This is a genomic window from Rhizobium sp. AN5, from assembly GCF_900215255.1.
Taxonomy (GTDB): domain Bacteria; phylum Pseudomonadota; class Alphaproteobacteria; order Rhizobiales; family Rhizobiaceae; genus Agrobacterium; species Agrobacterium tumefaciens.
This window is the reverse complement of sequence record NZ_OCMJ01000003.1, coordinates 299,626-312,851: the sequence shown is the minus strand read 5'-3', so window position 1 is coordinate 312,851 and position 13,226 is coordinate 299,626. Positions and strand designations below refer to the sequence as shown.

Here is a 13,226-nt window from a genome sequence, read left to right as displayed (position 1 = left end):
CCTGAATGAAAGCGGATAGAGATGACGGATATTTCCATGACTTCTGCGTCCATACCGGCGCGCGGCGCGTCGAAGACGAAGCGCAAGCAAAGCTCGGTCGCGCATGACCGTGCGCTGACCCTGCTGGTCTTCCTGCCGCCCGCATTGCTGCTCTTTACCCTGTTCGTCATCCTGCCAATGGGCGAGGCGGCATGGTACAGCCTTTACCGCTGGAACGGTTACGGCACGCCGACCGATTTCGTGGGTTTGAAGAATTTCCAGGTCCTGTTCGGCAATGCCGCCTTTTCGCAGGCTCTGCTCAATAACGGCCTCATCATCCTGATTTCCGTGCTGATCCAGATCCCGCTGGCGATCTGGCTTGCCATGATGCTGGCGCACCGCCTTCCGGGCGTCGTTGCCTTTCGGCTGGTTTTCTTCCTGCCCTATGTCCTTGCGGATGTCGCGGCCGGCCTGATCTGGCGCTTCGTTTATGATGGCGATTACGGCCTTTTCGCTGCCATCTCCAATTTCTTCGGCTTCGCCAATCCTTACGTGCTGGCCGACAAGGACGTGGCGATCTACGCCGTGCTTGGCGTCATCGTCTGGAAGTATTTCGGTTTCCACATGATGTTGTTCATCGCCGGCCTTCAATCCGTCGACAAGAACGTGCTGGAAGCTGCCGAAATCGACGGCGCCTCCGGCTGGCAGAAGTTTCGATACGTCACCTTGCCAATGCTCGGCTCAACGGTGCGCCTGTCCGTCTTTTTCGCGGTGATCGGCTCGCTACAGCTGTTCGACATGATCATGCCGCTCACCGGCGGCGGTCCGTCCAACTCCACGCAAACCATGGTCACCTTTCTCTACACCTACGGCGTCATGCGCATGCAGGTGGGGCTTGGCAGCGCGGTGGGTGTCGTTCTCTTCGTCATCTGCGTGACGCTCGCCTTCGGTTACAAAAGGATTTTCATGCGCCATGACTGAACCATCCACTTCCGTCCGCATGCCGCTGCAAACAAAGCTCTATCTTTATATATCGCTGAGCCTGATCGCTGCCATCGTGCTCATCCCGCTTCTGACGACGGCGCTTGGCGGCTTCAAGACGCTGGGGGATCTGCGCGTCAACCCGTTCGGCGTGCCCGCCGAGTGGCAATGGGCCAATTACGGCGATATCCTCTTTGGCAAGCGCTACTGGCTGCAGATATTCAATTCGCTGGTGATTGCGCTGTTGACGGTCTTTTTGACGCTGACCGTCTCGGCTATGGCCGCCTTCACCTTTGCGCATGTGAAGTTCTTTGGCTCGTCTTTCCTGCTGAATTATTTCCTGCTGGGACTGATGTTCCCGGCGGCGACCGCCATCCTGCCGCTGTTCATCCGCATCCGCGATCTCGGTCTGCTCGATACCTATTGGGGCGTGGTTCTGCCGCAGGTGGCTTTCGGGCTCGGCATGAGCATACTTCTGTTTCGCAATTACTTCCGCAATCTGCCGGAGGAATTGTTTCAGGCCGCCTTCGTGGATGGTTGCGGCTATCTGCGCTTCTTCTGGCACATTTCGATGCCGCTCTCGCGACCCATCGTGGCGACGGTTGGGATCGTTTCCTTCGTCGGCAGCTGGAACAGCTACATCCTGCCGCTGATCATGCTGAACTCGGAATCGAAATATCCCTGGCCGCTCGGCATCATGGTCTATCGCGGCGAATTCGGCACGGAATGGCAGCTCGTGCTCGCCTTCATCACGCTGACGATCCTGCCGACCGTCATCGTCTTCTTCCTCGCACAGAAACACATTATCGCGGGCCTGACGGCCGGTGCCGTCAAATCGTGACTTGAAAGGAGCAAAACATGGCTTCCGTCGAACTTAGGGATATCCGCAAGTCCTATGCCTCGCTCGATGTCATTCACGGCATCTCGCTCGATATAACCGATGGCGAATTCATTGCGTTGGTCGGGCCTTCGGGCTGCGGCAAATCTACCCTGCTGCGCATGATCGCCGGGCTGGAGGAAATCACCGATGGGGATATCCTCATTGGCGGCACCGTCGTCAATTCCATGACGCCGCGCGAGCGCAATATCGCCATGGTATTCCAATCCTATGCGCTTTATCCGCATATGACGGTCGCCGAAAACATGGGCTTCAACCTGAAGCTTGCCGGGCAGCCGAAAAACGTCATCGATGAGCGCGTGGCGGAAGCCGCCCGCATGCTCGATCTCGGCAAGCTTCTGGACCGCAAGCCCTCGCAGCTTTCCGGTGGCCAGCGCCAGCGCGTCGCCATGGGCCGCGCCGTGGTGCGCAACCCGGCCGTCTTCCTTTTTGATGAGCCGCTGTCCAATCTGGATGCCAAGCTGCGCGTGCAGATGCGTAGCGAAATCAAGGCTCTGCATCAGAAAGTCGGTACGACCTCCATCTACGTCACCCATGACCAGATCGAGGCAATGACGCTGGCCGACCGGGTGGTGGTGCTCAATCACGGCCGTATCGAGCAGCAGGGCACGCCGCTCGAACTTTACAAGACACCTGCCAATCTCTTCGTTGCCGCCTTCATCGGCTCGCCGGCCATGAACCTCATCGAAGGCGTGGTCGACGGTGAGGGCGATCACCCTGCCGCCCGGCTGAAGGACGGGACGGCGATCCGCATTGCCGCCTCAAGAAATGTCAAGCGCGGTCAGCCGGTGACGATTGGGTTGAGACCGGAACATATCGGTTCGACCGTCGGCGGCGATATTTCGCTGTCCGGCAGGACGGTGTTGGTCGAGCCGACAGGCGCGCAGACGCATGTGGTCTTCGAACTGGCGGGCGATCAGGTTACGGCGGTGGTGGATGGCGAGCAACTGGTCAAGGTCAACACCCCCTTTGCCGCCACCGTGCATCACGAGCGTGTGCATGTGTTCGACAGGGCAAGCGGTCTGGCGCTTTAGACGTGTTTCGTTTTTTAGTGAAATAGCGAAATTCTCTCGCTCCCCGGCATTTGGGGCTTGTCTGAAAATTATGAGCGGTTAGCTTGGCAAATTGGGAGCCAAAGCGGTTTTACCGCTGAACTGTATCGATACAGGAGGAGATTTTTATGAAAACGATCAAGGGACCGGGTCTTTTTCTCGGTCAGTTTGCCGGTGATGCTGCGCCTTTCAATACATGGGACGGCATTACCAAATGGGCAGCAGAAAAGGGTTATGCCGGCGTGCAGGTTCCCACCTGGGCCGGGCAGTTGATCGATCTGAAAAAGGCCGCCGAATCCAAGGATTATTGCGACGAATTTGCGGGTGTCGCCCGCCAGAACGGCGTCGAGGTAACCGAGCTTTCCACCCATTTGCAGGGCCAGCTGGTTGCCGTTCACCCCGCCTATGACGAGGCCTTCGATGGTTTTGCAGCACCTGAAGTGCGCGGCAATCCGAAGGCTCGCCAGCAATGGGCGGTGGAGCAGGTGAAGCTTGCCCTGAAAGCCTCGAGAAATCTCGGCATCAACGCACATGCCACCTTTTCGGGCGCTCTTGCCTGGCCCTTCATCTATCCGTGGCCGCAGCGCCCGGCCGGTCTGGTGGAAACCGCCTTTGACGAGCTGGCAAAACGCTGGACGCCGATCCTTGATTACGCCGATGAGCAGGGCGTGGATGTCTGCTACGAAATCCATCCCGGCGAAGATCTGCATGATGGCGTGACTTTCGAGATGTTCCTGGAGCGTGTGAAGAACCACAAGCGCGCCAACATGCTATACGACCCGTCGCATTATGTGCTGCAATGCCTTGATTATCTTGACAATATCGACATCTACAAAGACCGCATCAAGATGTTCCACGTCAAGGACGCTGAGTTCAATCCGACCGGCCGCCAGGGCGTCTATGGCGGTTATCAGGGTTGGGTCAACCGTGCGGGTCGCTTCCGCTCGCTGGGTGACGGGCAGGTGGATTTCGGTGCGGTCTTCTCGAAAATGGCTGCCAATGATTTCGACGGATGGGCAGTGGTTGAATGGGAATGCGCGCTGAAACATCCTGAAGACGGTGCCCGGGAAGGGGCCGAGTTCGTCAAGCACCATATCATCCGCGTCACGGAAAAAGCCTTTGATGATTTCGCATCTGCTGGCACCGACGATGCGGCCAACCGGCGCATGCTTGGGCTTTGAAAGCATTTCCAGGAAAAGTGTGAAGCCGTTTTCCGTGTGGGAATGCGCTTAGAAAATGCCGAGGAGACATTATGGCTATTGAAGGAAAGACAACCGACAAGGCGAACACGCGGATTCGCCTGGGCATGGTCGGTGGCGGTTCAGGTGCATTTATCGGCGGCGTTCACCGCATGGCCGCGCGGCTCGACAACCGCTTCGATCTCGTGGCCGGGGCCTTGTCCTCGACACCGGAAAAATCCCTCGCCTCCGGTCGCGAACTCGGGCTTGATCCAGAACGTTGCTATGGGTCATTCGAAGAAATGGCCGAGAAGGAAGCGCTTCGCGAGGATGGTATCGAGGCGGTAGCGATCGTCACGCCCAACCACGTGCATTATCCTGCGGCGAAGGCGTTTCTGGAACGCGGCATCCATGTCATCTGCGACAAGCCGCTGACCTCCAATCTGGAGGATGCCAAAAAGCTGAAGGACGTGGCGGACAAGGCTGACGCGCTGTTCATCCTCACCCATAATTACACCGGTTATCCGATGGTGCGGCATGCGCGTGAACTGGTGGAAACCGGTGCGCTCGGGAACATCCGTCTGGTGCAGATGGAATATCCGCAGGATTGGCTGGCTGAGCCGTTGGAGCAGACCGGTGCGAAACAGGCCGTCTGGCGCACCGATCCGGCGCAATCCGGTGTAGGCGGCTCCACAGGGGATATCGGCACCCATGCCTATAATCTCGGCTGCTTCATTTCCGGTCTGGAAGCCGATGAACTGGCAGCGGATGTACATACCTTCGTGGAGGGTCGCCGTCTGGACGACAATGCGCATGTGATGCTGCGCTTCAAGCCAAAGGACGGCAAGCAGTCAGCCAAGGGCCTGCTTTGGTGCAGCCAGGTGGCTGTCGGGCATGAAAACGGGCTGAAGGTCCGCGTTTACGGCGACAAGGCAGGCATCGAGTGGACGCAGGCTGATCCGAACTATCTCTGGTTCACGAAGCTCGGCGAGCCGAAACAGCTCATCACCCGCGGCGGTGCTGGCGCCGGTGCTGCGGCCGCGCGCGTCACGCGCATTCCCTCGGGCCATCCGGAAGGATATCTCGAAGCCTTCGCGACCATCTATACCGAAGCGGCCTACGCCATCGAAGCCCGCCGCACCGGTTCGGAGCTCGACAAGGCGGTCACCTATCCAACCGTCGATGACGGTGTCAAAGGCGTCGCTTTTGTCACCGCCTGCATCGAATCCGGTAAGAAGAATGGCGGCTGGGTGAAGCTGTAAGATCGACATGGCGTCGCGGCGTATTTCTTCTCCCCGCGGGGGGGGGGGAGAAGGCCGGATGAGGGGGCAAGCTCTCGGCTTATCTCTGCCCGCTTTCCCTTATGACCCACCTGAAGACGTGATCAATTTACGCGTGTCATCTGCTGCTGCATCCGTTCTGTCACGGGGCAACCGTCCTGTATTCTCGTCCAGGACGAGACGTTGAGTTTCATTTCCCAGCGCGCGAGATAGGAGCCGCCATCGACCCTCAGGCAGGATGTCTGGCCGAGTTCGAACATGACACCGCGATTTCGGCATTTGCAATTGTGGGCATCCGCCAAGGTGGGGATCAGCGCCACGGCTAGACCAATTACGAGCACTCCAAAACGCATGGCTGAGGCTCCGAAAGACAGGCCACCAGAATATACCTGTCCGACGGTATAGTCAAAACAGCCACCTTCAACGATGCGCACCGGACGGCCATAACAGGCTCGAGCTCTCCCGCTTTCACCCGATCAAAATCGCCCTGATATCATTCACATTCGTCAGCGTCGGGCCGGTCACGACAAGGTCGCCAACCGCCTTGAAGGCGGTGTAGCTGTCGTGTCCCACCAGCGACTGGCGCGGATCGGCACCGGCATTGCGCATACGCGCAAGCGTATCCGGCGTCACCAGTGCGCCTGCCGCATCCTCAACGCCGTCTATGCCGTCGCTATCGCCGGCGATGGCCCAGATACCGCCTGCGCCCTTCAGCGTCAGCGCAAGGCTCAGCAGAAATTCCGTGTTGCGCCCGCCCTTGCCGACCAACCCTTTACCGATCGTCACCGTGGTTTCACCGCCGGAAAGCAGCACGGCCGGGCCTTTGACTGGCAGGCCCTTGCGGCTGGCGGAGAGGGCGATACCCGCCATCACCGCGCCGACATCCTTTGACTCGCCCTCCAGCGAATCCCCGAGGATGAGCGGCGTAAGGCCAAGCTTCACCGCCTCGTCCGCCGCCGCCTGTAGGGCGAGCGAGGGTGTCGCGATCAGCCTGATATCCTCTTCTATATCGCCTGCCTTCGGCGTTTCTTCCCCCTTTTCCAGCACTTTGCGCACATTCTCGGGAAGATCGAGCGTATAACGGGAGACGATTTCCCGCACATTGTTGATATCGCTCGGATCGGCAACCGTGGGGCCGGAAGCGATTTCGGAGGGATCGTCGCCCGGTACGTCTGAAATCAATAGCGAAACCACTCTGGCCGGTTTGGCGGCCAGCGCCAGTCGCCCGCCCTTGATGCGGGAGAGGTGCTTGCGCACGGCGTTCATCTCGGAAATCGTCGCGCCGCTGGCGAGAAGCGCGCGGTTGACGGCCATCTTGTCCGCAAGCGTCATGCCTTGGGCGGGTGCGACCATCAGTGCCGAACCGCCGCCGGAAATCAGCGCGATCACCATGTCGTCTGCGGTCAGCCCTTCAACGGCGGCAAGAATGCGTCTTGCCGCTTCAGCACTCATGTCGTCGGGCACGGGATGGGAGGCCTCGATGATTTCGATGCGCCCGGCCGGAACGGCATGACCGTAACGGGTTACGACGATACCGGAGAGGTTCACATCCGCCCAGGCCTTATCAAGCGCTGCGGCCATGGCAGCCGAGGCCTTGCCCGCGCCGACCACCACGCACCTGCCCTTGGGCGGGGAAGGAAGATGATGTTGCAGCACCTTCGCGGGATCGGCACTCGCCACTGCCGCCATAAATATGCGGTTGAGGGCGTCTTTTGCGCGGAGATCGTTCCATGCGGTCATAGGTTCATACTCCGATCCAGAGGAAGCCGAGCGCAAACAATGCCGGCAAAGCCTGAATGAACAGGATTTTCATATTGGCGGTAATGGCGCCGAAAATGCCGGCTACCAGGACGCAGGTGAGGAAGAAGACCTTGAAACTCAGTCCTTCATCGCCCTGCGTGAGCCCATAGATCAATCCGGCTGCCAGAAAACCATTGTAAAGCCCCTGATTGGCGGCAAGCACCTTCGTCTGTCGCGCAAAATCCGCAGAGAGGCCGAAGGCCTTGCGGCCGGCCGGCGTTTCCCACAGCAGCATTTCCAGAATGGTGATGTAAACATGGATGGCCGCAACCACGGCAATCAGAATGCTGGCGATCATCGGCGGTTTCCTCCAAACCCTGATGTCCGGCGCGTCAATTATCCGCAAAAAGAGAGAGGCCGACCGGATAATCCGTTTTAACGGTGGTACACATGGCCGCAAGGCCATAATCCCTCTCTTCCCGCGCAAACCTGTTGAAGAGCCGCACGGCATTGCTTGACTCTTTGTTGAAATAAGAACAAAACAGGAACAATAAAACTGAAAAACCGGAATTGAAACCTGTCATGCCATGCAAAAGCGCGCGGAACAGTTGCTCGTTGTCGAAGAGCTGCGTGAAAGGCTGGAAAGGATCGGTGGCGGTCCTCACCGCCTGCACGAGGCCTTGCCTTTCGGCGTGGATGCCATCGATCACCATTTGCCTGGAGGCGGGCTGAAGCTCGGTTGCCTGCATGAGGTGAGCGGCGGCGGCAATGGCGCCGCCGATGGTGCGGCAGCGGCGCTTTTTGCGGCCGGTGTGGCAGCAAGGCTGTCCGGCAAGGTCTTATGGTGTGTCACCCGCAGGGATCTGTTCATGCCGGGATTGACGCAGGCGGGCCTGTCGCAGAACCGGGTCATCATCGTCGAATGCCGCGATGAGAAAGGCGTGCTCGACTGTTTCGAGGAAGGCTTGCGCTGCAACGGTTTTGGCGCCGTGATGGGCGAGCTTGCGAAGTTGCCTATGAATGCCTCGCGGCGGTTGCAACTGGCGGCGGAAACCTCTGGTGTCACCGGCATTGCCATTCGCCGCTTCCGGCGCCCGGCCGATGCGGCGTTGTTTGGCGAGCCGACGGCCGCTGTCACCCGCTGGCGTGTCTCTGTCCGGCCATCTTCGCCCCTGCCGGTGCCGGGGGTGGGCAGGCCACGCTGGTTTCTGGAACTTTTGCGATGTCGCGGCGGCGAAAGCGCTGCATTTGAAGTGGAAGCCTGTGATGCAAAGGGTCGTCTCGCTTTACCTGCCGACATGGCCGACGGATCGCTACCGGCGTCTTTCGGGGCAGAACGCGCCGCCGGTTGAAAAGCCGCTGGTCATGATCGGCCGTCAGGGCAGCCGCCGCCTGGTGCTGGCGCTGGACAAGGCAGCAAAGGCGGCGGGCATCCGGCCCGGCACACCCGTCAGCAAGGCGCAGGCTTTGGTGCCGGGTCTCGTTGTCGAGGATATGGATGCGGCGGCGGATGCCCGCGCCCTGCAACAACTCGCTTTTCATTTCCTGCGTATCTATGCCCCGATCGTCGCCGCAGATCCGCCTGATGGGCTGGTGCTGGATACGGCAGGTGCGGACCATCTGCACGGCAATGAGACGCTGATGTTGAGCGGCATGGTGAACCGCCTGCATGCCGCAGGCTTCGCCGCCCGCGCTGCTATTGCCGATAGCTGGGGGGCGGCCCATGCGCTTGCCCGGTTTGGCCGTGAGGAGATCAGCATCGTATCGCCGGGCGGACAGCGGGCGGCGATCAGCGGGCTGCCGCTGGCGGCGCTCAGGCTGGAGGAGCGTATCGTTTCCGGATTGAAGGTGCTCGGTTTTCGCACCATAGGCGAACTTGCCGAGGCCCCGCGGGCGCCGCTGACCCTGCGTTTCGGCCCGGAAGTGGTCAGGCGGCTCGCCCAGGCTTTCGGCGAGACTGGCGAACCTATCGAGCCGGTGCGCATTGCCGAACTGGTGGAGGTGCGCCGCGCCTTTCCCGAGCCGATCGCGGCGGCGGAGACGATTGCCCGCTATGTGCAAAAGCTGGTTGCGGAGCTTTGCGTCTCGCTGGAAAAGCGCGGCCTTGGCGCACGTCGCGTCGATCTGGTGCTGCACCGGGTGGATAGCGGCTTGCAGGCCGTGCGGGCCGGCACCTCCAGACCGGTGCGTGATGTCAAACAGCTTGTCCGGCTTCTGACCGACCGGATCGACACCATCGATCCCGGCTTCGGCATTGAGATGATGGTGCTGACCGCCACCCATGCCGAGCCGCTTGTCGCCGCGCAGGCCCGGTCTTCGCTTCTGGAGGAAGGGCGTGCGGAAATCGCCGATACGGTCGATGTCATCCTCAATCGTGGCCACAGGGTCTATCGTTATGCGGCGGTGGCAAGCGACGTGCCGGAACGTTCTCTTGCCAGCGTTGCGGCGCTGGCACCTGAGGATACCCTCGGCTGGCCTTGCCACTGGCCGCGCCCGGTCAGGCTTTTTGCAAGGCCGGAACCCATCGAAACTCTGGCGCTGCTTCCGGATCATCCGCCGCGTTATTTCATCTGGAAAGGCGTGCGCCATAATGTGCGGCGCGCTGATGGGCCGGAACGGGTGTTTGGCGAATGGTGGAAACGCGACCGCGAAAAGGCCGCCGTGCGCGATTATTTCACAGTGGAAAACGAAATCGGCGAGCGTTTCTGGATTTTCCGCTCCGGTGATGGCGAACATACCGAGACGGGCTCGCAGGGCTGGTTCATCCATGGGGTCTTCGCATGAGCACGCCGCGCTATGCCGAGCTTCAGGTGACCACGCATTTCTCCTTCCTGCGCGGTGCAAGTTCCTGTGATGAACTGTTCGAACAGGCAAAAAATCTCGGTATCGAGGCACTCGGCATCGTCGATCGCAATAGCCTTGCGGCCATTCCCCGCGCTTATGAAGCGGCCGATAATCATGGCATCCGGCTCGTCATCGGCTGCCGGCTCGATCTGGATGACGATCTTTCCGTGCTTGTCTATCCCATGGATCGCCCGGCTTACGGGCGGCTTTGCAGGCTGCTGTCCGTCGGCAAGAAGAGGGGTGGCAAGGGTAAGTGTCGGCTCACATGGGACGATCTCGTAGCTTATGGCGAAGGCCTTATCGTGGTGTTGCTCGCCGATCTGGCTGACGATCTCTGCGCACTTCGCCTGCGCCGGTTGAAAGCCGCTTTTGCTGACCGGGCCTATATGGCGCTGAGCCTGCGAAGACGACCCAACGACCAGATGCGGCTTTTCGAATTGTCGAATATGGCTGCAGCCGCTGATGTGCCGACCGTTGTTACCAATGACGTGCTGTTTCATGTGCCCGAGCGGCGCATGCTGCAGGATGTCGTTACCTGCATCCGGCACAATTGCACCATTGACGAGGCGGGTTTCCGGCGCGAGCGGCATGCCGACCGCTATATGAAGCCGCCGCAGGAAATGCACCGGCTGTTTGCCCGCTACCCGGAAGCACTGGCCCGCAGCCTCGAAATCGTGAAGCGCTGCACCTTTTCGCTGAAGGAGCTGGTCTATCAATATCCTGAAGAGCGCAGCCTGCCGGGGCTGACGGCACAACAGGCGTTGGAAAAGCTCGTCTGGGAAGCGGTGCCGGGACGTTACCCGCATGGTTTGCCGGAGAAGGTCGAAAAGGCGCTGCATCATGAGTTGGATGTTGTCGGCAGATTGCAATATGCGCCCTATTTCCTGACCGTGAGTGCTATCGTCCGACAGGCTCGCAAAATGGATATCTTGTGCCAAGGACGCGGTTCGGCGGCAAACTCGGTTATCTGTTTTGTACTTGGTATCACTGCCATTGATCCTGCTCGTTTCAGCAATCTCGTCTTTGAACGTTTTGTTTCCGAAAACCGGGGTGAACCGCCTGACATCGACGTGGATTTCGAGCATCAGCGTCGTGAGGAGATTATTCAATGGGTCTACAAAAACTATGGCCACGATAAAGCGGCGCTTTGTTCAGTCGTCACCCGCTACCGTGGTCGAGGGGCATTGCGAGATGTTGGTAAAGTACTAGGTCTGCCGGAGGATTTGACCAAACTTCTGTCTTCGCAAGTCTGGCGCTGGAGCGAAGGAGTTGGCGAAAAAGAGGTGAAGGAACTGAACCTCAATATGGAGGATCGTCGCCTTAAACTGGCTTTCGAGCTTGCCAACCAGCTTGTTGGCACACCGCGCCATCACAGCCAGCATCCGGGCGGCTTCGTACTTTCCCATGATAGGCTGGATGAGCTAGTGCCAATTGAACCAGCCGCCATGGACGGTCGACAGATCATTGAATGGGATAAGGACGATATCGATATCGTCCGGTTCATGAAAATGGATTGCCTGGCGCTTGGAATGCTTTCCTGCATGAAGCGTGGCTTCGACCTGCTGGAGGCTCGTACAGGAGAAAAATACGATCTTGCCGCGATGCCCCCGAATGATCCTGCAACGTTTGCAATGATCCAAAAAGCCGACACGTTAGGCACTTTCCAGATCGAAAGCCGGGCGCAGATGTCGATGTTGCCGCGTTTGAAGCCTGCCGAATTTTACGATCTTGTTATTCAGGTCGCTATCGTTCGTCCCGGCCCCATTCAGGGAGATATGGTACATCCCTATTTGCGGCGGCGTCAGGGAAAAGAGCCCGTTCGGTATGAAAAACCGGAGCTTAAAAATATTCTCAAAAAGACGCTGGGGGTTCCGCTGTTTCAGGAACAGGCCATGCGGATTGCAATGGATTGCGCCGGTTTCACCGCAGATGAGGCTGACCAATTGCGTCGAGCCATGGCGACTTTCAAGAACGTTGGCACCATTTCCAAGTTCAGGGAAAAATTGGTCACCGGCATGGTCGCGAATGACTATGACAAAGAATTCGCCGAACGCATCTTCAAGCAGCTGGAAGGGTTCGGCAGTTATGGTTTTCCAGAAAGCCATGCGGCCTCCTTCGCGCTGATCGCCTATGCCTCCTCATGGCTGAAATGCCATCATCCCGATATTTTCTGTACGGCGCTTCTCAATTCGCAACCCATGGGGTTTTACGCCCCGGCGCAGATTGTGCGTGATGCGCGTGACCATGGCGTGGAGGTGCGCCCGGTTTGTGTCAACAACAGCCGTTTTGATTGCACGCTGGAGCCCACGGGCAAGAAGAATGCGAATGGTAAAGAGCGCTACGCCGTGCGGCTTGGCCTGCGCATGGTGAAGGGGCTTTCCAACGATCATGCAGCAAAAATTGTCGCCTGCCGTCAGGATCGCGATTTCGCCTCCGTCGACGATCTGTGGCGAAGGGCAGGTGTTCCCGCCGCAGCACTTGTGTGTCTCGCCGAAGCCGATGCCTTTCTGCCGTCGCTCTCGCTTTCCAGACGCGAGGCGCTGTGGGCCATCAAGGCTTTGAGGGATGAGCCGCTGCCGCTTTTTGCTGCCGCTGCCAGCCGGGAAAACGCCGTTGTGGATGAGCTTTCCGAACCCTCCGTCGCGCTGCGGCCCATGACTGACGGCGGCGAGGTGGTGCAGGATTATGGCCATGTGGGGCTGACCCTGCGCGAACACCCCATGTCCTTCCTGCGGCGCGATCTTTCCCGTCGGCGCATCGTCAGCTGCGCGGATGCGGTGCGCGTCCGTGATGGCACGTGGCTGGAAACGGCGGGGCTGGTTCTGGTGCGCCAGCGCCCAGGCTCGGCAAAGGGAGTGATCTTCATGACTCTGGAGGATGAGACGGGTATTGCCAATGCGGTTCTGTGGGTCAAGACCTTCGAAAAATACCGGCGCGTGGTGCTTTCCGCCGGTATGGTCGGCATTTACGGCAAGATCCAGCGGGAAGGCGAGGTGGTGCATCTGGTCGCCCACCGGCTGACCGATCTGTCAGAGGCGCTGGCAAGCGTGGGTGAGCGCAACCACCCCTTTCCTCTGCCGTATGGGCGTGGCGACGAGTTCCACCACGGTATTCCGCCGGACGATCATCGCAACATCAGGAAACGCCCACCGCCTGCGACCCAAGACGGAGATGAAGTGGAGCGGATAAAGGTCATTTCCCGCAATTTCCATTAGAGCATTTCCAGTAAAAGTGCGTAGCGGTTTTACGTGCGGAAAATGCATAAAACAAAGAG

At 59.3% G+C, this 13,226-nt stretch carries 12 protein-coding genes; 9 read left to right on the top strand and 3 right to left on the bottom strand.

Translation table 11 applies throughout. The annotated features are described in order from the left end of the window. Window positions 1–21 precede the first annotated feature (21 nt). The 5 genes from CRP02_RS04895 to CRP02_RS04875 all read left to right on the top strand — a co-directional run bounded on the left by CRP02_RS04895 (window position 22) and on the right by CRP02_RS04875 (window position 5,350). On the top strand, window positions 22–960 hold the full coding sequence (locus CRP02_RS04895; RefSeq protein WP_003510729.1) for a carbohydrate ABC transporter permease: 939 nt from the start codon (window positions 22–24) through the stop codon (window positions 958–960). Beyond that, complete coding sequence (locus CRP02_RS04890) at window positions 953–1,801, top strand: carbohydrate ABC transporter permease (RefSeq protein WP_097100195.1); 849 nt, start codon at window positions 953–955, stop codon at window positions 1,799–1,801. The genes CRP02_RS04895 and CRP02_RS04890 overlap by 8 nt, the downstream gene beginning before the upstream one ends. 17 nt (window positions 1,802–1,818) lie before the next feature. Beyond that, window positions 1,819–2,892, top strand: a complete 1,074-nt coding sequence (locus CRP02_RS04885; RefSeq protein WP_097170429.1) for an ABC transporter ATP-binding protein — start codon at window positions 1,819–1,821, stop codon at window positions 2,890–2,892. 146 nt (window positions 2,893–3,038) lie between these two features. Beyond that, window positions 3,039–4,091, top strand: coding sequence for a sugar phosphate isomerase/epimerase family protein (locus tag CRP02_RS04880; RefSeq protein ID WP_097170428.1), 1,053 nt, complete (start codon window positions 3,039–3,041; stop codon window positions 4,089–4,091). A gap of 71 nt (window positions 4,092–4,162) precedes the next feature. Then, window positions 4,163–5,350 (top strand): Gfo/Idh/MocA family protein, encoded by a 1,188-nt coding sequence (locus tag CRP02_RS04875; protein ID WP_097170427.1) that lies wholly within the window; start codon window positions 4,163–4,165, stop codon window positions 5,348–5,350. A gap of 122 nt (window positions 5,351–5,472) precedes the next feature. On the opposite strand, the gene CRP02_RS04870 is transcribed toward CRP02_RS04875, so the two are convergent. The 3 genes from CRP02_RS04870 to CRP02_RS04860 all read right to left on the bottom strand — a co-directional run bounded on the left by CRP02_RS04870 (window position 5,473) and on the right by CRP02_RS04860 (window position 7,466). Continuing rightward, window positions 5,473–5,721 carry a hypothetical protein gene (locus tag CRP02_RS04870; RefSeq protein ID WP_097171247.1) on the bottom strand — a complete coding sequence of 83 codons (249 nt, stop codon included), beginning with the start codon at window positions 5,719–5,721 and terminating at the stop codon, window positions 5,473–5,475. Between the two features lie 115 nt (window positions 5,722–5,836). Next, complete coding sequence (locus CRP02_RS04865; protein ID WP_097170426.1) at window positions 5,837–7,108, bottom strand: glycerate kinase; 1,272 nt, start codon at window positions 7,106–7,108, stop codon at window positions 5,837–5,839. Between the two features lie 4 nt (window positions 7,109–7,112). Further along, window positions 7,113–7,466: a DUF1304 domain-containing protein gene (locus CRP02_RS04860; RefSeq protein ID WP_097170425.1), complete on the bottom strand. Its 354-nt coding sequence runs from the start codon at window positions 7,464–7,466 to the stop codon at window positions 7,113–7,115. Here CRP02_RS04860 and CRP02_RS27460 point away from each other — a divergent pair. The 4 genes from CRP02_RS27460 (at window position 7,453) to CRP02_RS04845 (ending at window position 13,167) form a co-directional block, all read left to right on the top strand. After that, the gene (locus tag CRP02_RS27460; RefSeq protein ID WP_154962722.1) at window positions 7,453–7,626 is read left to right on the top strand and encodes a hypothetical protein; all 174 of its coding nucleotides are present in this window, start codon (window positions 7,453–7,455) and stop codon (window positions 7,624–7,626) included. The two genes, CRP02_RS04860 and CRP02_RS27460, sit on opposite strands and share 14 nt — an antisense overlap. A 69-nt stretch (window positions 7,627–7,695) precedes the next feature. Continuing rightward, window positions 7,696–8,460: an ImuA family protein gene (locus CRP02_RS04855; RefSeq protein WP_035199388.1), complete on the top strand. Its 765-nt coding sequence runs from the start codon at window positions 7,696–7,698 to the stop codon at window positions 8,458–8,460. Beyond that, window positions 8,375–9,892 carry a Y-family DNA polymerase gene (locus tag CRP02_RS04850; RefSeq protein ID WP_179783940.1) on the top strand — a complete coding sequence of 506 codons (1,518 nt, stop codon included), beginning with the start codon at window positions 8,375–8,377 and terminating at the stop codon, window positions 9,890–9,892. Before CRP02_RS04855 ends, CRP02_RS04850 begins: the two co-directional genes overlap by 86 nt. Beyond that, window positions 9,889–13,167: an error-prone DNA polymerase gene (locus CRP02_RS04845; RefSeq protein ID WP_097170424.1), complete on the top strand. Its 3,279-nt coding sequence runs from the start codon at window positions 9,889–9,891 to the stop codon at window positions 13,165–13,167. The genes CRP02_RS04850 and CRP02_RS04845 overlap by 4 nt, the downstream gene beginning before the upstream one ends. Window positions 13,168–13,226 lie beyond the last annotated feature (59 nt).

Bases quoted from the DNA above. Each gene is read 5' to 3' on its own strand.
- CRP02_RS04895 (WP_003510729.1), top strand. From the start codon at position 22: ATGACGGATATTTCCATGACTTCTGCGTCCATACCGGCGCGCGGCGCG.
- CRP02_RS04890 (WP_097100195.1), top strand. From the start codon at position 953: ATGACTGAACCATCCACTTCCGTCCGCATGCCGCTGCAAACAAAGCTC.
- CRP02_RS04885 (WP_097170429.1), top strand. From the start codon at position 1,819: ATGGCTTCCGTCGAACTTAGGGATATCCGCAAGTCCTATGCCTCGCTC.
- CRP02_RS04880 (WP_097170428.1), top strand. From the start codon at position 3,039: ATGAAAACGATCAAGGGACCGGGTCTTTTTCTCGGTCAGTTTGCCGGT.
- CRP02_RS04875 (WP_097170427.1), top strand. From the start codon at position 4,163: ATGGCTATTGAAGGAAAGACAACCGACAAGGCGAACACGCGGATTCGC.
- CRP02_RS04870 (WP_097171247.1), bottom strand. From the start codon at position 5,721: ATGCGTTTTGGAGTGCTCGTAATTGGTCTAGCCGTGGCGCTGATCCCC.
- CRP02_RS04865 (WP_097170426.1), bottom strand. From the start codon at position 7,108: ATGACCGCATGGAACGATCTCCGCGCAAAAGACGCCCTCAACCGCATA.
- CRP02_RS27460 (WP_154962722.1), top strand. From the start codon at position 7,453: ATGCTGGCGATCATCGGCGGTTTCCTCCAAACCCTGATGTCCGGCGCG.
- CRP02_RS04860 (WP_097170425.1), bottom strand. From the start codon at position 7,466: ATGATCGCCAGCATTCTGATTGCCGTGGTTGCGGCCATCCATGTTTAC.
- CRP02_RS04855 (WP_035199388.1), top strand. From the start codon at position 7,696: ATGCAAAAGCGCGCGGAACAGTTGCTCGTTGTCGAAGAGCTGCGTGAA.
- CRP02_RS04850 (WP_179783940.1), top strand. From the start codon at position 8,375: ATGCAAAGGGTCGTCTCGCTTTACCTGCCGACATGGCCGACGGATCGC.
- CRP02_RS04845 (WP_097170424.1), top strand. From the start codon at position 9,889: ATGAGCACGCCGCGCTATGCCGAGCTTCAGGTGACCACGCATTTCTCC.